The sequence below is a fragment of the Variovorax sp. GW821-FHT06D12 genome, from assembly GCF_059419205.1.
The window spans coordinates 291,913-314,314 of record NZ_JBWKRI010000009.1 but is presented as its reverse complement, the minus strand read 5'-3'; the positions used below and the strand labels follow the sequence as shown (position 1 = coordinate 314,314).

Below are 22,402 nucleotides of genomic sequence, written 5' to 3'. Positions count from 1 at the left end.
ACGAATGACCACGACAACCGAACTGATGTCCGCCGCCGAAGTCCTCGGCAGCCTCGTGACCGCCATGGCCAGCGGCCGCATCCGCGTGATCGACCTCACGCAGACGCTCACGCCCGAGTTCCCGCAGATCGCGCTGCCGCCCGAGATGGGCCAGTGCTGGCCCTTCCGCATCGAGGAGGTGTCCAAGTACGACGAGCGCGGCCCGGGCTGGTACTGGAACAACTTCTCGTGCGGCGAGCACACCGGCACGCACTTCGACGCGCCGATCCACTGGATCTCGGGCCGCGACCTGCCGAACAACTCGGTCGACACCATTCCCGTGCAGCACTTCGTGGCGCCGGCCTGCGTGATCGACTGCTCGCCGCAGGTGAAGGACGACCCCGACTACCTGCTGACGCTCGAAGACATCGAGGCCTACGAGGCCGCGCACGGCCGCATCCCCAAGGGCGCGTGGGTGCTCATGCGCACCGACTGGTCCAAGCGCACCGACCCCGAGGCGTACCAGAACTTCGACGAGACCGGCCAGCACACGCCCGGCCCGAGCACCGAGGCCGTGCGCTTCCTGGTCGAACAGCGCGACGTGCTGGGCTTCGGTTCCGAAGCCATCGGCACCGACGCCGGGCAGGGCTACCACCTGCGCCCGCCCTACCCCTGCCACTACTACATGCACGGCGCGGGCCGCTACGGCCTGCAGTGCCTGAGCAACCTCGACCTGCTGCCAGCGTCGGGCGCGGTGCTGATCTGCCCGCCGCTGAAGATCGAGAAGGGCAGCGGCAGCCCGCTGCGCGTGCTGGCCCTGGTGGGAGCCACGGCATGAGCGCCGCCGCCCCCAAGGTCGCGGCCGTCACCGGCGGCAGCGCCGGCATCGGCAAGGCCATCTGCGAAGACCTGCTCGCGCAAGGCTACGAGGTGGTCTCGCTCGCGCGCCGCAAGGCCGAGATCGATCACCCCAAGATGCACAGCCTCGAGGTCGACCTGGCCGACCGCGCCGCCACCGGCCAGGCCGTGCGCGAACTGGTCGAGGGCTTCGCACCGACCACGATCGTCCACAACGCCGGCGTGATCCGCGCCGCGCTGCTGCCCGACGTGAAGCTCGACGACCTCGATGCGCTGGTCGACCTGCACCTGGGCTGTGCCATCCAGCTCGTGCAGGGCGCGCTGCCCGCGATGCGTGCGCAGCGCTTCGGCCGCGTGGTGCTGCTGTCGTCGCGCGCCGCGCTGGGCCTGGCCACGCGCACGAGCTACTCGGCCACCAAGGCCGGCATGCTGGGCATGGCGCGCACCTGGGCGCTCGAACTTGCCGCAGACGGCATCACGGTGAACGTGGTGGCGCCGGGCCCGATCCGCACCGACATGTTCTACGACGTGGTCGAGGCCGGCAGCGAGAAGGAGCGCGCGCTCGCGGCTTCGGTGCCCGTCAAGCGCCTGGGCGAATCGGCCGACGTGGCACGCGCCGTGCGTTTCTTCGCCGCACCCGAGAACAGCTTCGTCACCGGCCAGGTGCTGTACGTGTGCGGCGGCACCAGCGTCGGCAGCCTCGCCCTCTAGTTTTCATTTCAGCGTCCGTTTCGTTCCGTTCAAAAACATCACCTCTGGAGCATCGCCATGAAAGTCCTGAACCGAATTCGCACCCTCGCGGCCGTCGCCGCGGGCCTCGGCGCGCTGAGCGCCGCCAGCGCGTGGGCCGCCGATCTCAAGGTCGGCTTCATCACCTCGCTGTCGGGGCCGGTGTCGTCGCTGGGCATTCCGTACGAAAAGGGCATGAAGGCCGCGCTCGCCTACAAGGCCGACCTGGGTGGCCGCAAGATCCAGCTGGTGCAGCTCGATGACGCGTCCGACCCCACCACGGCCGCGCGCAACGCACGCAAGATGATCGACGAGGACAAGGTCGACGTCATCATCGGCACGGCCGGTTCGCCCGGCGCGCTGGCCATTGCCGGCGTGGCGCGTGAAACCAAGACGCCGCTGATCTCCATCGCCAACGCCAATCTGCCGGGCGAGGAGGGCGCGTGGATGGTCACGCTGCCGCAGCCCGCACCGCTCATGGTGAGCGCGGTGGTCGAGCGCATGAAGAAGTCGGGCGTGAAGACGGTGGGCTACATCGGCTTCTCCGACGCCTGGGGCGACCTGGTGTACGGCGCGCTGCAAAAGAGCGCCGAGCCGGCCGGCATCAAGATCGTGTCGAACGAGCGCTATGCGCGCGGCGATGCCTCGGTGACCGGGCAGGTGCTCAAGATCGTGGCGCTGCGCCCCGACGCGGTGATCACCGGCACCTCGGGCACGCCCGGTGCGCTGCCGTACCTCGCGCTTTCGGAGCGCGGCTACAAGGGCCAGATCTACGGCATGCACGCGCTCATCAACCCCGACTTCGTGCGCGTGGGCGGTGCGTCGGTCGAAGGCCTGCTGGCCCCCACCGGTCCGGTGATCGTGGCCGAGCAGCTGCCCAACGACAACCCGATCCGCAAGGTGTCGATGGACTTCCGCGCGGCCTACCAGAAGGCCAACGGCGCACCGCCGACCGACGCCTTCTCGGCCTACACCTTCGATGCATGGCTGGTGTACCTGGACGCCGCCCAGCGCGCGCTGGCCACCAAGGCCGAGCCCGGCACGCCGCAGTTCCGCCTGGCGCTGCGCGATGCCATCGTGAGCACCAAGGAGCTGGTGGGCACGCACAGCGTCTACAACTTCAAGCCGACCGAGCGCTACGGCTCGGACGACCGTTCGCGCGTTGTCGTAAAGCTCGAGAAGGGCCAGTGGAAGCTGGTGCCCTGAACGCCCTCGCGTCGATCCGATGAACGCCGCCCACCCCATGCACCCGCTTCTTCGTTCCCTGCGCCGCCGGCGCGCGACCGGCACCGTGCTGGTCGCCGCCGCGCTGCTGGCCGGCTGCGCCGCGACCGCCCCGGGCGGCAGCGGCGAGGTCACCATCAAGCGCGACCGCTACGGCGTGCCGCACGTCTACGCCAGCGACACGCGCGGCCTGTTCCACGGCTTCGGCTATGCCGTCGCCGAAGACCGGCTCTACCAGCTGGAGATGGCGCGGCGCTCGGGCAACGGCAGCGTGGCCGAGGTGCTGGGGGCCGAGTTCGTCGCGACCGACAAGGCCACGCGCTCCAACATCGATCCGGTGTCGATCCGCCGCCAGATCGATGCGCTGAATGCGGACGACCGCGCCATGTTCGAAGGCTACGCCGCGGGCGTCAACGCGCGCATCCGCGACGTGCTGGCCGACCGCGCCAAGCTCATGCCGCGCGAGTTCATCGACAACGGCTTCGAGCCCGCGCCCTGGACCGCGGACGACGTGGCCATGGTCTGGATCGGCCTGATCCTCAACCGCTTCTTCGCGGGCACCGCCGAGGTCGCCAACCTCTCGCTGCTCAACCAGCTCAAGGCCGCGCGCGGCGACGTGGCCGGCCTGCAGCTGTACGAGCAGCTGCGCTGGCTCGAAGACCCGACCGCGCCGACCATCGTGCCGCGCGGCAACCCGAACCGGCTGGCGAGCGCCGAGCCCGGCGACGCCGCGCTCGCGCCGGTCTCCGCGCAGGCCGCCGCCGACTTCCGCGCCACGCAGGTCGCCCGCATGGGCCTGGCCGCCACCGAAGGCATGCCGACCGCCAGCAACGCCTGGGTGCTCGGCCCTTCGCGCACCAAGGAAGGCGTGGCCGTCCTGTACAACGGCCCGCAGCAGGGCTTCAACAACCCGTCGTTCGTGCACGGCATCGGCTTGCACGGCGCGGGCTACGACCTCACGGGCCTCACGCCCATCGGCCTGCTGCCCGTGCTGTTCGGCACCAACGGCACCATCGCCTGGGGCTCGACGGTGGGGTCGCTCGACACCAACGACATCTACCAGGAAGAACTGAACCCGGCCAACCGCCACGAATACAAGTACGACGGCGCCTACCGCCCGATGACCCGGCGCACCGACGTCATCCGCGTGAAGGGCGCCGCGCCGCAGAGCGTGGACATCTACGCCACGGTGCACGGCTTCGTGCAGAGCTGGGACGTGGACAACGCCCGCGCCTACACCGCGCGCAGCACCTGGCAGGGCCGCGAGGTCGAGACCATGCTCGGCTGGGCGCGTGCCGCGCGGGCGCGCGACTGGTCGGGCTTTCTCGCGCAGGGCGAGCGTGTGGCGGCGTCCATCACCTGGTTCTACGCCGACGTGGCGGGCAACATCGGCGCCGTCGGCCTGGGCCGCATGCCGCGCCGCCCGGCCACGCAGGACATCCGCTTTCCCGCGCGCGGCGACGGCAGCATGGAGTGGCAGGGCAACCTGCCGTTCAGCGCCAACCCGCGCGCCTACAACCCCGCGCAGGGCTACCTCGCGAGCTGGAACAACCAGATCGCCGAAGGCCTGCGCGCGGACGGCGCGAACTTCTCGCACGTCGACCGTGTCGCCGAAATCCATGCGCAGCTGCAGGGCACGGCGAAGCTGGGCGCCGACGAGGTCTGGCGCGTGAGCCAGGGCGCGGCTTTGGCCGACCTGAACGCGCGCTACTTCGTGCCCCTCATCGTCGACGCGGCCAAAGGCCTGCCGGCCGGCGACCCCGCGCGCCGCGCGGCCGACCTGCTCGCCAACTGGGACCTGAAGAACCGCGTCGCCCCGGGCGGCGAGGTGTACGACAACCGCGCCACCACCGTGCTGCGCGCGTGGCTGGGCGCGATGTCGCGGCGCCTGCTGGCCGACGACCTGCCGCCGGCCGTGTTCGCCACCTACGCCAACCTCGGCTACCCCACGCTCACGCCGCGCGGCTCGCCGGGCAGCGCCCAGCCCGCGGCCGTGGCCAAGCTGCTGTGGAACGCGCTGAGCGGCCCGGCCTCGGGTGTGCCGCAGCGCCACGACTTCTTCAACGGGCAAGACCCGCGCACGATGGTGCGCGCCGCGCTGACCGATGCGGTGGGCGAGCTGCGCACGCGCCTCGGGCCCGACATGGCCGCGTGGACCACGCCCGTGGTGCGGCACCGCTTCTCGCGCATCAACGCCATCGGCGTGCCATGGGCCGGCGCGGGCGACGAGCCCGAGGTCAGCCCCTACATGAACCGCGGCACGCTCAACTACCGCGTCGTGCTGCGCCCGGGCGCGCTCGACATGTGCTCGGTCGCCGCGCCGGGGCAGAGCGGCTTCGTGAGCCCGGCCGGTGTGCGCGACCGCCACTACGCCGACCAGCTGGCGCTGTTCGAGCGCTTCGAATGCAAGCCGGAGCGGCTCACGCCCGCGCAGGTCGATGCCGACCTCGAATCGCGCCGCACCCTGCGCTACTGACCCGTCCCTCGTCCCCATTCCAACCCCCGAAGAGGAAGCTCCCATGAAGAAAATCTCCCGCCTTGGCCTCGCGCTGCTGGCCGCCTTCACCGCCGTCGGTGCGGCGGCGGCAGACCTCAAGATCGGCTTCATCAGCTCGCTCTCGGGGCCGGTCGCGGCGCTGGGTGTGCCCTACGAGAAGGGCATCCGCGCGGCCATCGCCGAGCGGCCCGAGATCGGCGGGCGCAAGGTGCAGCTCATCGTGCTCGACGACGCCTCCGACCCGACCACCGCCGGGCGCAACGCGCGCAAGCTGGTGACCGAAGACAAGGTCGACGTGCTCATCGGCACCTCGGGCGTGCCGGGCGCGATGGCCATCGCCTCGGTGGCGCGCGAGCTCAACACGCCGCTCATCTCGCCCACGCCCGTGACCATTCCGGGCGCGGACGGCGCATGGACCGTCACCGTGTCGCAGCCGTTCCCGCTCATGGTGGCGGGCGTGGTCGAGCGCATGCAGAAGTCGGGCGTGAAGACGGTGGCCTTCATCGGCTTCTCCGACGCGCTGGGCGACCTGGCCTACGACTCGCTCGTGAAGAGCGCCGCCACCGCCGGCATCAAGGTGGTGGCGAACGAGCGCTATGCGCGCAGCGATTCGTCGGTGGCCGGGCAGATCCTGAAGATCGTCGCGGCGCGGCCCGACGCGGTGTTCGCCGGCAACTCCGGCACGCCGGGCGCGCTGCCCTACCTGGCACTGGCCGAGCGCGGCTACAAGGGCAAGATCTACGGCACGCACGGCCTCATCAATGCCGACTTCGTGCGCGTGGGCGGTACGGCCATCGACGGCCTGCAGGTGCCCAGCGGCCCGGTGCTGGTGGCCGACCAGCTGCCCGAGAGCAACCCCATCAAGAAGGTCGCGATGGGCTTTCGTGCTGCGTACCAGAAGGCGAACGGCGCGGTGCCCACCGATGCGTTTTCGTCGTACACCTACGACGCCTACCTGCTGCTGGCCGACGCGGCCTCGCGCACCAAGGGCGAGCCCGGCACGCCGCAGTACCGCACGGCGCTGCGCGATGCCATCGTGGGCACGAAGGAGCTGGTGGGCACGCACGGCATCTACACCTTCAAGCCCGACGACCGCTACGGCTCGGACCAGCGCGGCGTGGTCATCGTGCAGATGAACAAGGGCCAGTGGAAGCTCGTTCCCTGACCCCGGCCTAGCCGAAGCCCACCGCCATGACCGCCTACCGCAACCGCCCCGATCTCGTCGCGGCGCTGGTCCGCGACGACCGGGTGCACCGCGACCTGTACCTGAGCGACGAGCTGTTCGCGCTGGAGCAGGAGCGCCTGTTCGCGAACACCTGGGTCTTCCTGGGCCATGCCAGCCAGGTGCCGGCGGCGGGCGATTTCGTCACGCAGGAGATCGCGGGCCGCCCGCTGCTCATGGTGCGCCAGCCCGACGGCGCGGTGCACGTCATGTACAACCGCTGCGCCCACAAGGGCACGCAGCTGGTGACCGACGAGAGCGGCAACACCGGCCGCTTCTTTCGCTGCCCGTACCACGCGTGGACCTACAAGCTGGACGGCGCGCCGCTGGGCCTGCCGCTGAAGAACGGCTACGAGGGCACGCAGCTCAAGGCCTGCGAGTCGGGGCAGGGGCTGTCGGTGGTGAAGCACGTGAAGGTGTACCGCGACTTCGTGTTCGTGCGCCTGTCCGACACCGGCCCCTCGTTCGAGGACTATTTCGGCGAGGTGCTCGGCGCGCTCGACAACATGGTCGACCGCTCGCCCGAGGGCAGGCTCACCGTGGGCGGCGGCGTGCTGCGCAACATCGTCCATTGCAACTGGAAGATGTACCTGGAGAACATCAACGACACGGTGCACCCGATGTCGACGCACGAGTCGGCCACCAAGGCCGCCGAGGCGCTGTGGGAAGGGCATGCGCCCACCGACCCCAAGCCGATGGCGATGGAGCAGATATTGCCCTTCGGCTCGGGCTACGAGTTCTTCGACCAGATGGGCGGGCGCGTGTTCGCCAACGGCCACAGCGTGCTGGGCGTGAACTTCAGCATCCATTCCAACTACGCGCAGCTGCCCGAGTACGAGGCCGCGATGCAGGCCGCGCACGGCGTAGAGCGTGCCGCCGACATCCTGCAGCGCTCGCCGCAGAACTCGGTGCTGTACCCGAGCCTGTCGGTCAAGGGCTCGCCGCAGGCCATCCGCGTGATCCGTCCGCTGGCGGCCAACCGCACGCTCATCGAGGCCTGGAGCTTCCGCGCGGCCGGTGCGCCCGCGCTCTTGTTCGAGCGCGCCATGAGCTACAACCGGCTCGTGTTCTCGCCGATGTCGGTGGTGGCGCACGACGATGTGCACCTGTTCGAGAGCATCCAGAAGGGCCTGCGTGCCGGCGGCAACGAGTGGATCAGCCTGCACCGCAACCACGACCCGGCCGAGACGCAGCAGGCCACGGTGACCACCAACGGCACCAACGAGCTGCTCATGCGCAACCAGTTCCGTGCCTGGGCCCGGGCCATGACGCCGGAGGTGGCGGCATGAACGACCCGCGCGACTTCATCGCCCACGAGGCGGCCCTGCTCGACGCGCGCCGCTTCGACGACTGGCTGGCCCTGTTCGCCGACGGCGGCCACTACTGGGTGCCGCTGCTCGGCGCGGCGCAGGCCGATCCGTTCTCGCACAACTCGCTGGCCTACGAAGACCGGCTGCTGCTGCAGCTGCGCGTGGAGCGCCTGAAGAACCCGCGCGCGCATTCGCAGCACCCGGCCAGCCACAGCCAGCATGTGCTGCAGCCCTCGCGCATCGAGGAAGAGGGCGCCGACGAAGTTCACCTGCGCACGCCCTTTCTCTACATCGAGGCGCGCGGCGACGACCAGCTGCTGCTGAGCGGCACCGCCCGCCATCACCTCATTCGCACCCCCACAGGCTGGTCGATCCGCGAGAAGCGCATCGACCTGCTCAATGCCGCGCGCCCCTTGCCGGCCATTCAGTTGTTCATCTGAGTTTCCGTTCCTTCCATCCTTCCTCACTGGAGCTACGACATGAAGAACCTGATGCAGACCTTGACGCGCGGTGCCCTCGCCGCGGCGCTGACCGCCTGTGGTGTGGCGAGCGCACTGGCGGCCGACCTCAAGGTCGGACTCAGCGTGTCGCTGTCGGGCCCCAACTCCTCGCTGGGCGTGCCGTACGCCAAGGGCATGCAGGCCGCGCTGGCCTACAAGGGCGAGGTCAACGGCCGCAAGATCCAGCTCGTGGTGCTGGACGACGGCTCCGACCCGACCACGGCCGGGCGCAACGCGCGCAAGCTCATCGAGGACGAAAAGGTCGACGTGCTCATGGGCACCTCGGGCGTGCCGTCGGCCATCGCGATGGCGCAGGTGGGCAAGGAGGCGAAGACGCCGATGATCGGCCTCACGCCCATCCTGCTCGACCCCAACGAGAACCCGTGGGTCATGACGGTGGCGCAGCCCACGCAACTGATGATCGACGCGGTGGTCGAGCGCATGAAGCGCAACAACGTCAAGACCGTGGGCTACATCGGCTTTTCCGACGCCTGGGGCGACCTGGTGTACGAAGCCCTCATGAAGGCCGCGCCGGGCGCCGGCATCAAGGTCGTGAGCAACGAGCGCTACGCGCGCGCCGACGCCTCGGTGACGGGCCAGGTGCTGAAGATCGTGGCGCTGCGCCCCGACGCGGTGATGACCGGCGGCGCCGGCACGCCGGGCGCGCTGCCGTTCCTGGCGCTGCAGGAGCGCGGCTTCAAGGGCGGCGTGTACGGCCAGCACGGCCTGATCAACCCCGACTTCGTGCGCGTGGTCGGCGCGGCCGGCCAGAACGCGCTGATGCCCACGGGCCCGGTGATCGTCGCCGAGCAGCTGCCGGCCGACTACCCGACCAAGAAGATCGCGACCGACTTCCGCGCCGTGTTCCAGAAGGTCAACAACGCACCCACCAGCGACGCCTTCTCGGCCTACTCGTTCGACGGCTGGCTGGTGTTCGCCGACGCCGCCTCGCGCGCCATGAAGAAGGCCGAGCCGGGCACGCCCGAGTTCCGCGTGGCGCTGCGCGACGCCATCTTCAGCACCAAGGAAGTGGTCGGCACGCACGGCGTCTACACCTTCAAGCCCGGCAGCCTGTACGGCGTGGACGAGCGCGCGCGCGTGATCGTCAAGCTCGACAACGGCCAATGGAAGCTCGCCCCTTGAATCTCCTGTTTCCCTTCACGACAACGACAACGATGACTCCGACAGAGGTTTTTCTATGAACTGGGACGTGGCATTGATCCTCGTCACCGACGGCCTGGCCAACGGTGCCGTCTATCTGCTGGCCGGGCTCGGGCTGGTGCTGATCTTCTCGGTCACGCGGGTGGTGTTCGTGCCGTTCGGTGACATCGCGGCCTTTGCCGCGCTGTCGCTGGCGGCCTTCGAAACCGGCCGCGTGCCGCCGACCATCGGCATGGTCGCGGTGCTGGCCGCGCTGGCGCTGGCCACCGAAATCGGCAGCCTGCTGCGGCGCGGCGAGGCCGCGCGCATACCGAAGGCGGTGCTGATGTGGGGCGTGCTGCCGGCCATTCCGTGCGTGCTCGCCTGGCTGGCGGCGCGGCCCGGCGTGCCGGTGGCGGTGCACATCGCGGTGGCGGTGCTGCTGGTGGTGCCCATCGCGCCGCTGCTGGCGCGCGTGGTGTTCCAGCCGATCGCCGATGCCTCGGTGTTGGTGCTGCTGATCGTGTCGCTGGCGCTGCACTTTCTGCTCTCGGGCCTGGGCCTGCTGTTCTTCGGGCCTGAAGGTTCGCGCACCACGCCGCTCACGAGCGCGGTGTTCACGCTGGGCGACGGCTTCACGGTCAGCGGCCAGGTGGTGCTGATGGTGGGGGCGGCCGTGGTGCTGAGCGGGCTGTTCTTCCTGGTGTTCGAGCGCACGGTGGCCGGCAAGGCGCTGCGCGCCACGGCCGTGAACCGCGTGGGCGCGCGGCTGGTCGGCATCCGGCCGGTGCGCACGGCGCTGCTGGCCTACGGCTGCGCCTCGCTGCTGGCGGGGCTCATCGGCGTGCTGATCGCGCCGGTGACCACCATGTACTACGACTCGGGTTTCATCATCGGCCTGAAGGCCTTCGTGGCCGCGATCATCGGCGGGCTCGTGAGCTACCCGATGACGGCCATCGGCGCGCTGGCGGTCGGCGTGGTCGAGAGCTTCGCGTCGTTCTGGAGCGGCGCGCTGAAAGACGTGATCGTGTTCAGCCTGCTGATCCCGGTGCTCATGCTGCGCTCCTTCATGGCGGCCCATTCGGAAGAGGAAGAAGACGAGGTGGACCAATGAACGGCAACACCAAACGCATGGCGTGGATCGCGGGCGTGATCGTCGTGCTGGCCCTGGTGCCGGCCGTGGCGGGCAGCTTCACGGTCTCGCTGCTCAACGACATCGGCATCGGCGCGCTGGTGGCGCTGGGCCTCGTGCTGCTCACCGGCGTGGGCGGCGCCACCTCGTTCGGCCAGGCGGCTTTCGTGGGCATTGCGGCCTACGCCACCGCGTGGCTCACCACCGCGCAGGGCCTGTCGCCGTGGCTGGGGTTGCTGTTCGCGCTGCTGCTCACCGGGCTGTCGGCGCTGGCGATCGGCATGCTCACCTTGCGGCTGGGCGGGCACTTCCTGCCGCTGAGCACCATCGCCTGGGGACTGTCGATCGCGATGCTGTTCGGCAACGTCGATGCGCTCGGGCGCCACACGGGCCTGTCGAACATCCCGGCGCTGCAGATCGGCGGCTGGTCGCTGGCCGATCCGCGCGCGATGTACTACCTGATCTGGGTGGTGGTCGGTCTGGCCTGCCTGTTCAGCCACAACCTGCTGCAGTCGCGGCCCGGGCGCGCCATCCGTGGGCTGCGCGGCGGCGCCACGCTGCTGGCCAGCGTGGGGGCGGATGCGTACCGCGTGCGGCTGTCGCTGTTCGTCACGGCGGCGCTGTTCGCGGGGCTGGCGGGCTGGCTCTATGCGCACATGAACCGCTTCGTGAGCCCGTCGCCCTTCGACGTGCGCGCCAGCATCGAGTACCTGCTGATGGCCGTGGCCGGCGGGCTCGGGCAGCTGGCGGGCGCGCTGGTGGGCGCGGCGCTGGTGCTGGTGCTGAAGAACGGCCTGCAGGACGTACTGCCGATGCTCACGCAGCGCGCGGGCCAGCTGGAGGCCGTGGCCTTCGCGGCGCTGTTCATCCTGCTGCTGCACTTTGCGCGCGGCGGCGTGATGGGCCTGCTGCGGCGCTGGACGCGCCGGCGCGCCGCGCCGCAGGGCGCCTCGCGCTACACCGGCGCGCCGGTCGAGCCGCTGCCGCACCGGCAGCTGCCGGCGCGCGGCACGCAGGTGCTGTCGGTCAACGGCGCCGTGAAGCGCTTCGGCGGGCTGGTGGCGGTGAACGACGTGAGCTTCGACGTCAAGGCGGGCGAGATCATCGGCCTCATCGGGCCCAACGGCGCGGGCAAGTCGACCATGTTCAACCTGCTGACCTGCACGCTGCCGATGAGCGCGGGCCAGGTGCGCTTTCTCGAGCACGACATCGCCGGCATGCCGCAGCGCGCGGTGGCGCGGCTCGGGCTGGCGCGCACCTTCCAGCACGTGAAGCTGCGCCCGCACATGAGCCTGCTGGACAACGTGGCGCTGGGCGCGCACTCGCGCACGCGCTCGGGCATCCTGAAGGCGGGCCTGCGGCTGGACCGCACGGAAGAAAGCCAGATCCTGCAGGAGGCGCAGCGCCAGCTCGACCGCATCGGCCTGGGCGACCGCGCACACGAACTCGCGGGCAGCCTGCCGCTGGGCACGCAGCGCATCCTGGAGATTGCGCGCGCGCTGGCCGCCGACCCCGTGCTGCTGGTGCTCGACGAGCCCGCGGCCGGCCTGCGCCGCAAGGAAAAGATGGCCTTGGGCGACCTGCTGCGCAAGCTGCGCGAGGAGGGCGTGACCATCCTGATCGTCGAACACGACATGGACTTCGTGATGAAACTGGTGGACCGTTTGGTGGTGATGAACTTCGGCTCCAAGCTCGTGGAGGGCGTGCCGTCGGCGGTGCGCGCCGACGAGCGTGTGCAGGCCGCGTACCTCGGGAGCGTCGTATGACCGCGATGCTGGAGATTGGCGACCTGCATGTGTCGTACGGGCAGGTGGAGGCCGTGCGCGGCGTGTCGCTCGACGTGCAGCGAGGCCAGATCATCTCGGTGATCGGCCCCAACGGCGCGGGCAAGACCACGCTGCTGGCCGCGGCCATGGGCCTGCTGCCGTGCAAGGGCACGCTGCGCTTCGAAGGCGAAGACCTGCAGGGGCTCGACGTGGAGTCGCGCGTGGAGCGCGGGCTGTGCCTCGTGCCCGAGCGGCGCGAACTGTTCGGCGAGCTCACCGTGCTCGACAACCTGCAGCTCGGCGCCTACGCCAAGCGGCTGCGCGGCGACGCGATGAAGCGGCAGCTGCAGTCGGTGTACGACCGCTTCCCGCGCCTGGCCGAGCGCCGCGCGCAACGCGCCGACACGCTCTCGGGCGGCGAGCGGCAGATGCTGGCCGTGGGCCGCGCGCTCATGTCGGCGCCGCGCCTCTTGATGCTCGACGAGCCCAGCCTGGGCCTGGCGCCGCTGATCGTGCGCGACATCCTCACCATCGTGCGCAAGCTGCGCGACGACGGCGTGTCGATCCTGCTGGTGGAGCAGAACGCGCGCGCCGCGCTCGAAAGCTCGGACGAAGGCTATGTGCTGGAGACCGGCGAGATCGCGCTGTCGGGTGCTTCCGGTGACCTCGCCAGCGACCCGCGCGTGCAGGCCACCTACCTCGGCGGAGGCACGCACGATGACGAGTGACCCGCGCGCGGTGCCGCCGGCGCAGCGCACGCTGCCCGCCATGCTGCAGCGGCAGGCGGCGCTGTTCGGCAGCCGACCGCTGCTGCGCATCGCGGGCCGGCAATGGACGCATGCCGACGCGGCCGATGCGGCGGCCACGCGCGCTGGTGCATTGGCCCAGCATGGCGTGGCGCGCGGCGACCGCATCGCGGTGATGTGCGGTAACCGCATCGAGTTCCTCGACACTTTTCTCGGCGCGGGCTGGCTCGGTGCGTCGGTCGTGCCGGTCAACACCGCGTCGATGGGACCGCAGATCGAATACTTCCTCGCGAACAGCGAGGCGAAGCTGCTGGTGATCGAGGCGGGCTTTCTCGATCGGCTGGCCACGGCCGACCTGGCCCGCACGGCGCTGCGCGAGGTGTGGGTGGTCGGCGAGCCCGAAGCACCATGGACGCCGCCCGCCGGCGTGCGCGTGTCGGCCTACCCGCCGGGCGCGCAGGCCCTGCCGCCCGCCACGGTGCAGCCGGGCGACCCGCTCGCCATCCTCTACACCTCGGGCACCACGGGCCCGGCCAAGGGCGTCATCTGCCCGCAGGCGCAGTACTTCTGGTGGGGCGTGAACAGCGCCGAGGTGCTTGGCGTGGGCCGCGACGACGTGCTGTGCACCACGCTGCCGCTGTTCCACATCAACGCGCTCAACACCTTCGCGCAGGCCGCGCTCACCGGGGCCGAGGTGGTGTTCGAGTCGCGCTTCTCCGCCTCGGGCTTCTGGCCGGCGATGCGTGCCAACGGCGCGACCGTGGTCTACCTGCTCGGTGCGATGGTGCCGATCCTGCTGGCCCAGCCCGAAGGCGAGGGCGAGCGCGACCACCGCGTGCGTACCGGCCTCGGCCCCGGCGTGCCCGCGGCCGCGGGGCAGGCCTTCCAGGCGCGCACGGGCGTGTCGCTGCTCGAAGGCTACGGCTCGACCGAAACCAACTTCGCGATCGCCTCCGCGCCCGATTCGCCGCGCGGCGGCGTCATGGGCTGGCTGCGCCCCGGCTTCCAGGCCTGCGTGGCCGACGAAGACGACGTGCCGCTGCCACCCGGCGAGGCCGGCGAACTGCTGCTGCGCGCCGACGAGCCCTATGCCTTTGCCAGCGGCTATTTCCACATGCCTGAGAAGACCGTCGAGGCCTGGCGCAACCTGTGGTTCCACACCGGCGACCGCGTGGTGCGCGATGCCGACGGCGCGTTCCGCTTTGTCGACCGCATCAAGGACGCGATCCGCCGGCGCGGCGAGAACATCTCGTCCTTCGAGGTCGAGCAGGTGCTGCTGAGCCACCCCGGCGTGGCCTCGTGCGCGGTGTACCCCGTGCGCTCCGAACTGGCCGAAGACGAGGTGATGGCCGCGCTGGTGGCGCGCGAGGGCGTGGCCATCGACCCGGCCGAGCTGGCGCGTTTCTGTGAAGGCCGCCTGCCGTACTTCGCGGTGCCGCGCTACATCGACCTCCTGCCCGACCTGCCGCGCACCGAGAACGGCAAGGTGCAGAAGTTCAAGCTGCGCGAGCGCGGCGTGGGGCCGCAGACCTGGGACGGTCGGCCCGCCAAAGCCGGATGACGCACGCCACCGCGCTTCCACTGGCAGGGCGCGTGGCCTTCGTGACCGGCGCGGGGCAGGGGCTGGGCGCGGCCATCGCGCGTGCCCTGGCGCAGGCCGGTGCGCGCGTGGCGGTGGCCGACATCGACGAAGCCAACGCCCAGGCCGTCGCCGCAGAAGTGAACGGCCTCGCGCTGCCGCTCGACGTGCGCGACGAGCAGGCCTTCAACGACCGCTTCGCGCAGGCCGTGGCGCACTTCGGCGCGGTCGACATCCTGGTCAACAACGCGGCGCGCACGCCGACCACCTCGCTGTGGGACATCACGCCCGCCGAGTGGGACGACGTGCTCGCCATCAACCTGCGCGGCAGCTTCTTCGGCTGCCGCATCGCCGGAAGGCACATGCGCGAACGTAGCGCGGGCCGCATCGTCAACCTGGCCTCGCTGGCGGGGCAGCAGGTCAGCAGCGCCACCGGCGTGCACTACGCGGCCAGCAAGGCCGGCTTGCTGGCGCTGACGCGCGCCTTTGCGCAGGAGCTGGCGCCGCACGGCGTGACCGTGAACGCGCTGGCGCCCGCCGCCATCGACAGTCCCGCGCTCGCTGCGCTGCCGCCCGAGCGGCAGCAGGCGCTGAAGGCGGGCATCCCGCTGGGCCGCTTCGGCCTGGCCGACGAGGTGGCCGCCGCCGTCGTGTACCTGGCCTCGCCGGCCGCCGCCTTCATGACCGGGGCGACGCTGGACCTCAACGGCGGCCGTTTCATGCGGTAGCACCCTGCTGGTGCGCAAATGGCTAAAATGATTCAGAACTAAACCATTCAGGTATGCACACAAATTCGCTCACTGGCCGTCATGCCCTCGTCACCGGCGCCGCTCGCGGCATCGGCGCAGAGATCGCCCGCACCCTTGCCGCCCAGGGCGCTGTGCTCACCCTGCTGGGCCGCGACGCGCAGGCCCTGCAGCGCGTGGCCGAGACCCTGGCGGGCAGCGGCCACGGCGTGGTGGCGGCCGACGTGGCCGACCCGGAGGCTGTTCAGTCGGCCTTCGCGCAGGCGCGGGCCGAACGCGGGGCGGTGACCGTGCTGGTCAACAACGCGGGCGCCGCCGAGAGCGCGCCGTTCCTGAAGACCTCGGTCGAGCTGTGGCAACGCATGCTGTCGGTCAACCTCACCGGCAGCTTCCTGTGCGCGCAGGCCGCGCTGCCCGACATGCTCGACGCCGGCTGGGGCCGCATCGTCAACATCGCCAGCACGGCGGGGCAGAAGGGCTACGCCTACGTGTCGGCCTACACCGCGGCCAAGCACGGCGTGATCGGCCTCACGCGCGCGCTGGCGCTCGAAGTGGCGCGCAAGGGCATCACCGTGAACGCCGTGTGCCCGGGCTACACCGACACCGACATCCTGCGCAACAGCGTCGCCAACGTGGTCGGCAAGACCGGCCGCAGCGAAGCCGATGCGCTGGCCGAGTTCTCCAGCGTGAACCCGCAAAAGCGCATCGTGCAGCCGGCCGAAGTGGCCGACGCCGTGCGCTGGCTGTGCGGCGAAGGCGCCGCGTCGGTCACGGGCCAGTCGATCTCCGTTTCCGGAGGAGAAGTCACATGAGTCGCAACGATGCTTCCCACGCCGTGCTGAGCGACGCCGAAGAACTCGGCCACGAAGCCCGCGCCGGCCACGAAGACCACGCCATGCTCAAGCTGTGGCTGCGCATGCTCGCGAGCACCACGCAGATCGAGGCCGAGATCCGGCGCCGGCTGCGCGAGCGCTTCGGCATCTCGCTGGCGCGCTTCGACTACATGGCGCAGCTGTACCGCTACGAAGACGGCCTGAAGATGCGCGTGCTCTCGCGCTACCTGATGGTGACCGGCGGCAACGTCACCGGCCTGACCGACGAGCTCGAGCGCGAAGGCATGGTGGCGCGCGCGCCTAGCCCCGACGACCGCCGCGCCTGGATCGTGAGCCTCACGCCCGAAGGCCGCAACGCCTTCGAAGCCATGGCCACCGAGCACGAGCAGTGGATCCTCGAGATGTTCTCGGGCCTGGACATGAAGACCGTCAAGCAGATGCACAACCAGCTCGGGCTGCTGCGCGTGCACGTGATGCGAGGCGACGGCGCGGTCGAGGACCGCGCATGAGCGGCGAGGGCGGTGGCGTGGAGTTCCAGCGCCCGCGCCTGATCCGCTTTTCCGACTGCGACCCGGCGGGCATCGTCTTCTATCCGCAGTACTTCGTGATGCTCAACGGCCTGGTCGAAGACTGGGTGAGCGAGGGGCTCGGCGTGGGCTACCACGCACTGATCGGCGAACGCCGCGTCGGCCTGCCGACCGTGAAGCTCGACGCCGACTTTCGCGCCGTGAGCCGCATGGGCGACCGCGTGACGCTCGGTCTCTCGGTGGCGCAACTGGGTTCGCGCTCGATCACGCTCGCGTTGCGCTGCTTCGAGCCCACCACGGGCGAGCTGCGCATGCAGGTGCGGCAGGTGCTGGTGACGACCTCGCTCGACACCCACCGCGCCATCGCCGTGCCCGACGACATGCGCGCGGCCATCCTGCGCGATGCGCCGGCGTTGGCTGCTGCCGAGCCCGCTGGCAAGGCCTGAAGGCCTGAGCAAGGCTAGGGCGCCGGCGCAGGGCCGTCGGCAGGCTCGAGCGCCTTCTTCTCCTGCGCGTGCTTCTTCAGCCAGCCACTGAGTTCCCGCTTTCCTTTTGCATTGGCCTGTCGCCACGCCTCACGCGCGGCCGCCACGAAGCGTTCTTCCGCCGCGTCGGGCGGTGCTTCTGAAAGCGGGGTGTTGTCTGCGTCGAGCCAACCGGCGGCCACGTCGCAGTGCCGTTCGATCTGCCGTGCGAGCTTGTCGCCGATGGGCCGCGCACTCTTGATCTGGCTCCACATGCTCGGAGAGATTTCGAGCTTGCGCGCGAACGCCTGGTCGAGCCCCTTGGCGGGCAGGCCCGCCGCGACGGCGTCCTCGAGAAAGCGGCGATGCAGCACAAGCGCATTGCGGCGGCGCGCGACGGTGGTATGGGGCACTGTTCAAAAACAACAACAAGACAAGAAAAGATTGTCCCGGTTGTTGACGTCGCCGTAAACACTCTTTACAGTTGCCTCCAATTCACGGCACAAGCCGTCCCTTTTTTCCAACCCCTTACAGCCGACAGCGGCAATTTTTGACCAGGAACCATCGTGAACACCGCACTGACCCTCACCAGCCATCGACCCGCTTCGGGCCGACCGCTCGTGCGCGTCGGGTTCTGCCATGGTTTCGACATGCCGTCGCCCCTGCCGTTGTCTTCGCACCTGAACACCGCGTACGCCGCCAAAGCCGCAGCCCGTCTGCGCGTGGGTGGTCAGTTCGAGGCTCATCAGGTGCCCCCGGGTGGAGGTCGCGCGTAGGCGCGCATCTCTCAAGCTCTCTCGCAAAGAGGCCCGGACACCGCAAGGTTCCGGGCCTTTTTGTTTTTGCCGCTTTCCATTTCGGGTGTGCCTTCACCCCACCGCCAGAAATTGCCGCGTCGACGGTCTGGCGGGATGTGCATGAGTTGATCACTCCTGTGCAGCGACGTTCGACGGGGCCGCGCCCAGCGCGCGGCCCGTCGCGTGAGGACACAACCGAAATGGAAGCGCGGCAGGCTTCTTTTGTTTTTCTTCCGTGTGTGGCGCAGCCTGGTAGCGCATCTGGTTTGGGACCAGAGGGTCGCAGGTTCAACTCCTGCCACACGGACCACACCCGAGCGGAGCCGGGCCATGCCAACGCGTGGCCCGCCCGCGGAAACCGGCCGCAAAGATAGGGCGGCGCCGGAACCCGTCACCGGACATTTTTTCAAGTCATTACTTTCTTTTTTCGTCACCCACCAAGGAGGCCCTCATGCGCAAGCGCAACACACCGATCCGGATGATCGCCGTGCACCCGGCACCACTGCCGCGCAGGCACATGGTGTGGTCGCTGGCCCAGCGCTTCGGCGTGGGGCTCGGGACACGCTACGTGGCGGATCGCTCGTCGGCACTGCCGGGCGGCAGCGAGGCGCCGCTCGACAGCCTCGACCTCGACCAGCGCGTGCGCGCGTCGGGCGAGTGGTAGCAGCTCAGCACTGCTCGTCTTCTGTTTCTTCAATGGTGCGTGTAGCTCAATGGCAGAGCCGCGGGTTGTGGTCCCGCTGACAACGGTTCGATTCCGTTCGTGCACCCCAACCGTTCACCACAAGCCATCGCCGCGAAGGGAGGCGATTCGTCATGCATTCACACGTCCTGCAACTCGATATTCAGGGCACGCCGCAAGCCTGGATCTCGCTGGAGCAGGCGGTGTTGCACTACGCCACGGGCAACGTGGCCTGGGAAGACGGCGCGCTGCCGCTGGCCACGTTGCGCGGCGGCTTCAACGTGGCGCGCGGTGTGCAGTCGCGCATCGACGTCGCGCCCATCATCGCGCTGCGCGGCGCGTCGAAGATCAACCTCTTCGACGTCGTGCCCGGCGTGACCAAGGCCAAGCTGCTGCGTCGCGACCGCCACACCTGCGCCTACTGCGCACAGGTGTTCGCCGACCGCGACCTGCAGTGCGAACACGTCATGCCCGAGTCGCGCGGCGGCCCGTGGAGCTGGACCAACCTCGTCAGCGCCTGCGCCGTCTGCAACAACCGCAAGGCCGCGCGCACGCCCGAAGAAGCGGGCATGCCGCTGGTCTACCTGCCGTACGTGCCGAGCCGCTTCGAGAACTTCCTGCTCGAAGGCCGCAACATCCGCGCCGACGTGCACGAGTGGCTGGCCAAGCGCCTGCCGCGCGGCTCGCGACTGCAGTAGCGCCACGCGCACAAAGAGAAAAGCCCGCTGCCCGTTGGATCAACGGACAGCGGGCTTTGCCTTGTGCGGCTCGCGGTGCGCGAGCGATGCGTGTGTGAGTGAATAAAGGCGCGAGTGGCTTGTTGTGTTCAGCGCCCCGCGCCGAAGAAGCTGTAAGCCACTGCTGTGGCTGCTGCGAGCCCGCCGAGCAAGATGAAGAGCACCTTCGTCGTACGGCGAGGGCCGCGCCGTGAACGGACCCAATGTTCCGGCCCGATCAGATCGATCGGAACCGTGGGTTTGCCTATGTCGGATGCCTTTTCCATGCCAAGAAATATAGCGCAGGCGCCAAGGCAAGAAGTTACAACGGCTTTTTGGCCCCATCGCACCGTGGCCGCTTGCCGACACCAGACAGAAACGTGTGAAATATTCCTCATGAACCAACAAATCATTCTCGAGAGCCTGGTCCGCGCCCTGGAGAGCTGGGTCCGCAACGCCTCCGCGGCCGAGCTGTGGCGCGTGCATCGCGAGGGCGGCCTGGGCGCATCGATCCGCACCGAAGGCGAGAGCGTCGTGCACGTGCGCATCGCCCTCGACGGCCCGCCCGATGCGCTGTCGAGCATCGGCAAGACCGACGGCCGCCTGCCCATGACCGAAGCGTTCAGAGGCGCCAACGGCGAAGCAGGGTGGGGCACCCCGCCACCGCAAGGCAGCGCCGAGCGCGAGCAGTGGTTTCTGTCGAGCGACGTGGCGCAAGAGCAGGCGCGGCAGTACCTGCTGGCGGAGGTGGTGGCGCGGCGGGATGCGTTGGTGCGGCGGGTGGAGGCGTGGGAGGCGGGTGCGGGTTGAGGCCGGCTGGGCGGCTCGCAGCGCGATTGCCTTCGCGTGCGTCACTACAAGTCGACGCGAGTCCTCATTTGTTCACCGTGAGAGGCTTCCGCTGACGCGCTTCTCTCCCTACATTTGAACGACCGCCGCGCCTCACGGCGGGACATCGATGCACACCGCAGCGATGTCGATGTGAGGCACAAAAGGCGACGGCCAGGGTGCGCTAACACCCTGACCGTCTAACCAACCAACGTGCATTACCTTGCAGGAGCGCACATCAGATGGCTGATCAAATTATCGCCGGGCAAACCACGCCCGATTCCCTCAGGGCAACCTGCCCCGACGCGGCCGACCTTCTCGAGAAGAAGTCGTCCCAGCTGCAATCGCTGTTGAGCTGTTGCTACGGAGACTGCAGTGAATGGTTCGACGCGATCGGTGCCGTGCACCGAGACCACGTGATGTGGATCGCATCAGACCTGGCTGGCGAGGTCGCAGAGCTTGCGCAGCAACTGCTGAGACGGATCAACGCAGCGGACGCGTCGGCGCCTACGTGAGCGCGGCGGGGGACGACAACCGTGCGGAAGTAGTTCGCGCTCTCTTCGGCATTGCAGTAGACGTAGCACCTTTCATGCGCTGTGGTAAGTGACCTCGCGCTTGAGCTTCTTCATGTGCTGGACTTTCAATGGTCATGAAGCCTTTGCACTCGCCGCTATTCATCGACACGCCTGCCCCATTTCGGCAGAGTCATCAGATCGTGCCCTCTGTTTGCTCGAGGTGGGCGATCGCTGCCGGTTCCCCGTCTTCAATTGCAATCTCCACAGCCTCCTTGGCCGCCTCCAGCAACTTTCGGGCGCGCTGACGAGCGGCGAAGCCGTCTTGGACGATCTTCGTGATCTCAGCCGAGATTTGCGCCACCGCATCGGGAACGGGGATCGACAGCAGGTCGCTTTCGCTGAACCGCGGGTGCTGCGATCCGTCCTGACACCATTTCAGGATGGTTTGCACCGGGGCAGAACGTAGAAAGACCATTAGTGTTTCAGGTGAGATCGCCTTGCCCTTGGGTCGCAGCACGATAAATTCCGACGACCCGACCGACGGAATTTCATCACCGGAGCGCACCACCGCGACTTCTTTCAAATAGGCGCGAAGGCGGGAGATCGCCACGTCGCCATCCTTAAGCACCTTTTTCATGCTGCCAATGTCGGCCGCGAAACTGGGCTCCTTCTCGGCGTCCAGCAGCGGCACCAACGCAGCGGTTACGTCATAGTTGCGGACCTGCATCGTCGGCGATGCCCGGTCGGGCATCCACTGGTCGCGGACGCTGTCTACCCGATCTGACAAAAGTTGACCGGGCAGTGCCCCCAAGGACTGCCGCACCTGCTCCTTTGCGGGCATGAAATACTGTGCGTCGATCCGCCCCGAAGCGAAGACATCGGCCGCTTGGGCGATGTAGGAGAGCGGTTCGGGCGGCGTCCAGTCAGCAAGACCGAGAGCTGAAACAAGCCTACTTTCTGCAGCGTTCACTGCGTCAAAGGCGGCCTCATGCTGGAGGTATGCTTTTTTGGCGATTGCAGAAACTAGCGCTTCAAGACGCCTAGAAAACCTAGGAATCTTTAGTCGCTCGATCATCCAAAGGAAGACATGCTGCTGCACGCTGCCTACGGGCAGCCTATCAATCTGAATTTGGCCATATCGAGACGATAGATATGCTGCTAGGTAGTAGGGCGACACTCCGGCTGGAATGATCTTGGCGATGTCTTGGTTTGAGTTGATTGGGTAGGGCCAGCTTTCGAGTGCGACAGCGACGCTGCCCACGCTACCGGACATCGATAGCAGGACCATGCCAGGAAGAACTTCGGACTTGTGTAAAAGGCGATGCGCTTCGTCCGATATGCGTAATACATCTGAAAAACTGATGAAATCGCCGGAGTAGTTCGTTCCTCGCAGAAATGGAATTCCTTCTTCCTGGTACTCGAATTCGTTGGTGAGCGCATAAGCGCCGAAGCTCCTGACCTCCGATGAAAGGGCTGAGACAGGCTCGGGGTTGTGCCGAAGAATAAGTTGGTCCGCAGCCAAAGCCGCGCGCCGAAAGTACTGACTATCTAGTCGCTTGTCGCGGTTGTCCGCTAAGACCTGCGATTGGCGCAAGATCGAGACCTCAAGCCC

General features: G+C 68.7%; 24 protein-coding genes and 2 tRNA genes. 22 read left to right on the top strand and 4 right to left on the bottom strand.

Annotated elements, in window-relative coordinates:
• The first annotated feature begins 4 nt into the window (after positions 1–4).
• Genes AC07SQ_RS26485 through AC07SQ_RS26410 form a run of 16 tightly spaced genes read left to right on the top strand, consistent with a single transcriptional unit; the run spans position 5 to position 17,234 of the window.
• Positions 5–817, top strand: a complete 813-nt coding sequence (locus AC07SQ_RS26485) for a cyclase family protein (RefSeq protein WP_095950538.1) — start codon at positions 5–7, stop codon at positions 815–817.
• The gene (locus AC07SQ_RS26480; protein WP_495271826.1) at positions 814–1,548 is read left to right on the top strand and encodes an SDR family oxidoreductase; all 735 of its coding nucleotides are present in this window, start codon (positions 814–816) and stop codon (positions 1,546–1,548) included. Before AC07SQ_RS26485 ends, AC07SQ_RS26480 begins: the two co-directional genes overlap by 4 nt.
• A 57-nt stretch (positions 1,549–1,605) precedes the next feature.
• Positions 1,606–2,772, top strand: coding sequence for an ABC transporter substrate-binding protein (locus AC07SQ_RS26475; RefSeq protein ID WP_062474998.1), 1,167 nt, complete (start codon positions 1,606–1,608; stop codon positions 2,770–2,772).
• 37 nt (positions 2,773–2,809) lie between these two features.
• Positions 2,810–5,266 (top strand): penicillin acylase family protein, encoded by a 2,457-nt coding sequence (locus tag AC07SQ_RS26470; protein WP_495271825.1) that lies wholly within the window; start codon positions 2,810–2,812, stop codon positions 5,264–5,266.
• Positions 5,267–5,309: 43 nt separating this feature from the next.
• On the top strand, positions 5,310–6,452 hold the full coding sequence (locus AC07SQ_RS26465) for an ABC transporter substrate-binding protein (RefSeq protein ID WP_062474995.1): 1,143 nt from the start codon (positions 5,310–5,312) through the stop codon (positions 6,450–6,452).
• A gap of 26 nt (positions 6,453–6,478) precedes the next feature.
• On the top strand, positions 6,479–7,798 hold the full coding sequence (locus AC07SQ_RS26460; protein ID WP_495271824.1) for an aromatic ring-hydroxylating dioxygenase subunit alpha: 1,320 nt from the start codon (positions 6,479–6,481) through the stop codon (positions 7,796–7,798).
• Positions 7,795–8,259, top strand: coding sequence for an aromatic-ring-hydroxylating dioxygenase subunit beta (locus tag AC07SQ_RS26455; RefSeq protein WP_495271823.1), 465 nt, complete (start codon positions 7,795–7,797; stop codon positions 8,257–8,259). The genes AC07SQ_RS26460 and AC07SQ_RS26455 overlap by 4 nt, the downstream gene beginning before the upstream one ends.
• Positions 8,260–8,298: 39 nt before the next feature.
• On the top strand, positions 8,299–9,462 hold the full coding sequence (locus tag AC07SQ_RS26450; protein WP_070062348.1) for an ABC transporter substrate-binding protein: 1,164 nt from the start codon (positions 8,299–8,301) through the stop codon (positions 9,460–9,462).
• A 55-nt stretch (positions 9,463–9,517) separates the two neighbouring features.
• Positions 9,518–10,573, top strand: a complete 1,056-nt coding sequence (locus AC07SQ_RS26445) for a branched-chain amino acid ABC transporter permease (RefSeq protein ID WP_070062349.1) — start codon at positions 9,518–9,520, stop codon at positions 10,571–10,573.
• Entirely contained in the window at positions 10,570–12,357 is a 1,788-nt protein-coding gene (locus AC07SQ_RS26440) for a branched-chain amino acid ABC transporter ATP-binding protein/permease (RefSeq protein WP_095746373.1), read from the top strand. The genes AC07SQ_RS26445 and AC07SQ_RS26440 overlap by 4 nt, the downstream gene beginning before the upstream one ends.
• Entirely contained in the window at positions 12,354–13,085 is a 732-nt protein-coding gene (locus AC07SQ_RS26435) for an ABC transporter ATP-binding protein (protein WP_095950531.1), read from the top strand. The genes AC07SQ_RS26440 and AC07SQ_RS26435 overlap by 4 nt, the downstream gene beginning before the upstream one ends.
• Positions 13,075–14,664: an ATP-dependent acyl-CoA ligase gene (locus tag AC07SQ_RS26430; protein ID WP_495271822.1), complete on the top strand. Its 1,590-nt coding sequence runs from the start codon at positions 13,075–13,077 to the stop codon at positions 14,662–14,664. Before AC07SQ_RS26435 ends, AC07SQ_RS26430 begins: the two co-directional genes overlap by 11 nt.
• Entirely contained in the window at positions 14,661–15,410 is a 750-nt protein-coding gene (locus AC07SQ_RS26425) for an SDR family NAD(P)-dependent oxidoreductase (RefSeq protein WP_495271821.1), read from the top strand. The genes AC07SQ_RS26430 and AC07SQ_RS26425 overlap by 4 nt, the downstream gene beginning before the upstream one ends.
• Before the next feature lie 53 nt (positions 15,411–15,463).
• The gene (locus AC07SQ_RS26420) at positions 15,464–16,240 is read left to right on the top strand and encodes an SDR family NAD(P)-dependent oxidoreductase (RefSeq protein WP_139702005.1); all 777 of its coding nucleotides are present in this window, start codon (positions 15,464–15,466) and stop codon (positions 16,238–16,240) included.
• A complete protein-coding gene (locus AC07SQ_RS26415) occupies positions 16,237–16,770 on the top strand; it encodes a MarR family winged helix-turn-helix transcriptional regulator (RefSeq protein WP_062473285.1) in 534 nt (177 codons plus the stop codon). The genes AC07SQ_RS26420 and AC07SQ_RS26415 overlap by 4 nt, the downstream gene beginning before the upstream one ends.
• Positions 16,767–17,234 (top strand): acyl-CoA thioesterase, encoded by a 468-nt coding sequence (locus AC07SQ_RS26410; protein WP_495271820.1) that lies wholly within the window; start codon positions 16,767–16,769, stop codon positions 17,232–17,234. Before AC07SQ_RS26415 ends, AC07SQ_RS26410 begins: the two co-directional genes overlap by 4 nt.
• A 14-nt stretch (positions 17,235–17,248) precedes the next feature.
• Here the strand turns inward: AC07SQ_RS26410 and AC07SQ_RS26405 are convergent, their stop codons facing one another.
• Positions 17,249–17,665 carry a hypothetical protein gene (locus AC07SQ_RS26405; protein ID WP_495271819.1) on the bottom strand — a complete coding sequence of 139 codons (417 nt, stop codon included), beginning with the start codon at positions 17,663–17,665 and terminating at the stop codon, positions 17,249–17,251.
• A gap of 3 nt (positions 17,666–17,668) precedes the next feature.
• Positions 17,669–17,998, bottom strand: coding sequence for a hypothetical protein (locus tag AC07SQ_RS26400; RefSeq protein ID WP_495271818.1), 330 nt, complete (start codon positions 17,996–17,998; stop codon positions 17,669–17,671).
• 284 nt (positions 17,999–18,282) lie between these two features.
• Between AC07SQ_RS26400 and AC07SQ_RS26395 the strand changes: the two genes are divergently transcribed.
• The 4 genes from AC07SQ_RS26395 to AC07SQ_RS26380 all read left to right on the top strand — a co-directional run bounded on the left by AC07SQ_RS26395 (position 18,283) and on the right by AC07SQ_RS26380 (position 19,429).
• Positions 18,283–18,359: transfer RNA gene (locus AC07SQ_RS26395), tRNA-Pro, on the top strand.
• A gap of 141 nt (positions 18,360–18,500) precedes the next feature.
• Positions 18,501–18,713: a short-chain dehydrogenase gene (locus AC07SQ_RS26390; protein WP_495271817.1), complete on the top strand. Its 213-nt coding sequence runs from the start codon at positions 18,501–18,503 to the stop codon at positions 18,711–18,713.
• A 35-nt stretch (positions 18,714–18,748) separates the two neighbouring features.
• Positions 18,749–18,822: transfer RNA gene (locus tag AC07SQ_RS26385), tRNA-His, on the top strand.
• A 43-nt stretch (positions 18,823–18,865) separates the two neighbouring features.
• Positions 18,866–19,429 carry an HNH endonuclease gene (locus AC07SQ_RS26380; protein ID WP_062473294.1) on the top strand — a complete coding sequence of 188 codons (564 nt, stop codon included), beginning with the start codon at positions 18,866–18,868 and terminating at the stop codon, positions 19,427–19,429.
• 128 nt (positions 19,430–19,557) lie between these two features.
• Here AC07SQ_RS26380 and AC07SQ_RS26375 read toward each other — a convergent pair whose 3' ends face one another.
• Complete coding sequence (locus AC07SQ_RS26375; RefSeq protein WP_157627325.1) at positions 19,558–19,734, bottom strand: hypothetical protein; 177 nt, start codon at positions 19,732–19,734, stop codon at positions 19,558–19,560.
• A 109-nt stretch (positions 19,735–19,843) separates the two neighbouring features.
• On the opposite strand from AC07SQ_RS26375, the gene AC07SQ_RS26370 reads away from it, so the two are divergent.
• Positions 19,844–20,257 (top strand): hypothetical protein, encoded by a 414-nt coding sequence (locus AC07SQ_RS26370; protein ID WP_487848916.1) that lies wholly within the window; start codon positions 19,844–19,846, stop codon positions 20,255–20,257.
• 260 nt (positions 20,258–20,517) lie between these two features.
• Positions 20,518–20,790: a hypothetical protein gene (locus AC07SQ_RS26365; protein WP_495271816.1), complete on the top strand. Its 273-nt coding sequence runs from the start codon at positions 20,518–20,520 to the stop codon at positions 20,788–20,790.
• A gap of 193 nt (positions 20,791–20,983) precedes the next feature.
• Here the strand turns inward: AC07SQ_RS26365 and AC07SQ_RS26360 are convergent, their stop codons facing one another.
• Positions 20,984–22,384 carry a restriction endonuclease subunit S domain-containing protein gene (locus AC07SQ_RS26360; RefSeq protein ID WP_495271815.1) on the bottom strand — a complete coding sequence of 467 codons (1,401 nt, stop codon included), beginning with the start codon at positions 22,382–22,384 and terminating at the stop codon, positions 20,984–20,986.
• Positions 22,385–22,402: the final 18 nt, after the last annotated feature.

Coding starts and splice junctions, on each gene's coding strand:
- AC07SQ_RS26435 (WP_095950531.1), top strand. CDS start 12,354: ATGACCGCGATGCTGGAGATTGGCGACCTGCATGTGTCGTACGGGCAG.
- AC07SQ_RS26390 (WP_495271817.1), top strand. CDS start 18,501: ATGCGCAAGCGCAACACACCGATCCGGATGATCGCCGTGCACCCGGCA.
- AC07SQ_RS26465 (WP_062474995.1), top strand. CDS start 5,310: ATGAAGAAAATCTCCCGCCTTGGCCTCGCGCTGCTGGCCGCCTTCACC.
- AC07SQ_RS26455 (WP_495271823.1), top strand. CDS start 7,795: ATGAACGACCCGCGCGACTTCATCGCCCACGAGGCGGCCCTGCTCGAC.
- AC07SQ_RS26365 (WP_495271816.1), top strand. CDS start 20,518: ATGGCTGATCAAATTATCGCCGGGCAAACCACGCCCGATTCCCTCAGG.
- AC07SQ_RS26440 (WP_095746373.1), top strand. CDS start 10,570: ATGAACGGCAACACCAAACGCATGGCGTGGATCGCGGGCGTGATCGTC.
- AC07SQ_RS26410 (WP_495271820.1), top strand. CDS start 16,767: ATGAGCGGCGAGGGCGGTGGCGTGGAGTTCCAGCGCCCGCGCCTGATC.
- AC07SQ_RS26460 (WP_495271824.1), top strand. CDS start 6,479: ATGACCGCCTACCGCAACCGCCCCGATCTCGTCGCGGCGCTGGTCCGC.
- AC07SQ_RS26400 (WP_495271818.1), bottom strand. CDS start 17,998: ATGAGCCTCGAACTGACCACCCACGCGCAGACGGGCTGCGGCTTTGGC.
- AC07SQ_RS26430 (WP_495271822.1), top strand. CDS start 13,075: ATGACGAGTGACCCGCGCGCGGTGCCGCCGGCGCAGCGCACGCTGCCC.
- AC07SQ_RS26485 (WP_095950538.1), top strand. CDS start 5: ATGACCACGACAACCGAACTGATGTCCGCCGCCGAAGTCCTCGGCAGC.
- AC07SQ_RS26370 (WP_487848916.1), top strand. CDS start 19,844: ATGAACCAACAAATCATTCTCGAGAGCCTGGTCCGCGCCCTGGAGAGC.
- AC07SQ_RS26375 (WP_157627325.1), bottom strand. CDS start 19,734: ATGGAAAAGGCATCCGACATAGGCAAACCCACGGTTCCGATCGATCTG.
- AC07SQ_RS26475 (WP_062474998.1), top strand. CDS start 1,606: ATGAAAGTCCTGAACCGAATTCGCACCCTCGCGGCCGTCGCCGCGGGC.
- AC07SQ_RS26480 (WP_495271826.1), top strand. CDS start 814: ATGAGCGCCGCCGCCCCCAAGGTCGCGGCCGTCACCGGCGGCAGCGCC.
- AC07SQ_RS26470 (WP_495271825.1), top strand. CDS start 2,810: ATGCACCCGCTTCTTCGTTCCCTGCGCCGCCGGCGCGCGACCGGCACC.
- AC07SQ_RS26450 (WP_070062348.1), top strand. CDS start 8,299: ATGAAGAACCTGATGCAGACCTTGACGCGCGGTGCCCTCGCCGCGGCG.
- AC07SQ_RS26425 (WP_495271821.1), top strand. CDS start 14,661: ATGACGCACGCCACCGCGCTTCCACTGGCAGGGCGCGTGGCCTTCGTG.
- AC07SQ_RS26445 (WP_070062349.1), top strand. CDS start 9,518: ATGAACTGGGACGTGGCATTGATCCTCGTCACCGACGGCCTGGCCAAC.
- AC07SQ_RS26380 (WP_062473294.1), top strand. CDS start 18,866: ATGCATTCACACGTCCTGCAACTCGATATTCAGGGCACGCCGCAAGCC.
- AC07SQ_RS26415 (WP_062473285.1), top strand. CDS start 16,237: ATGAGTCGCAACGATGCTTCCCACGCCGTGCTGAGCGACGCCGAAGAA.
- AC07SQ_RS26420 (WP_139702005.1), top strand. CDS start 15,464: ATGCACACAAATTCGCTCACTGGCCGTCATGCCCTCGTCACCGGCGCC.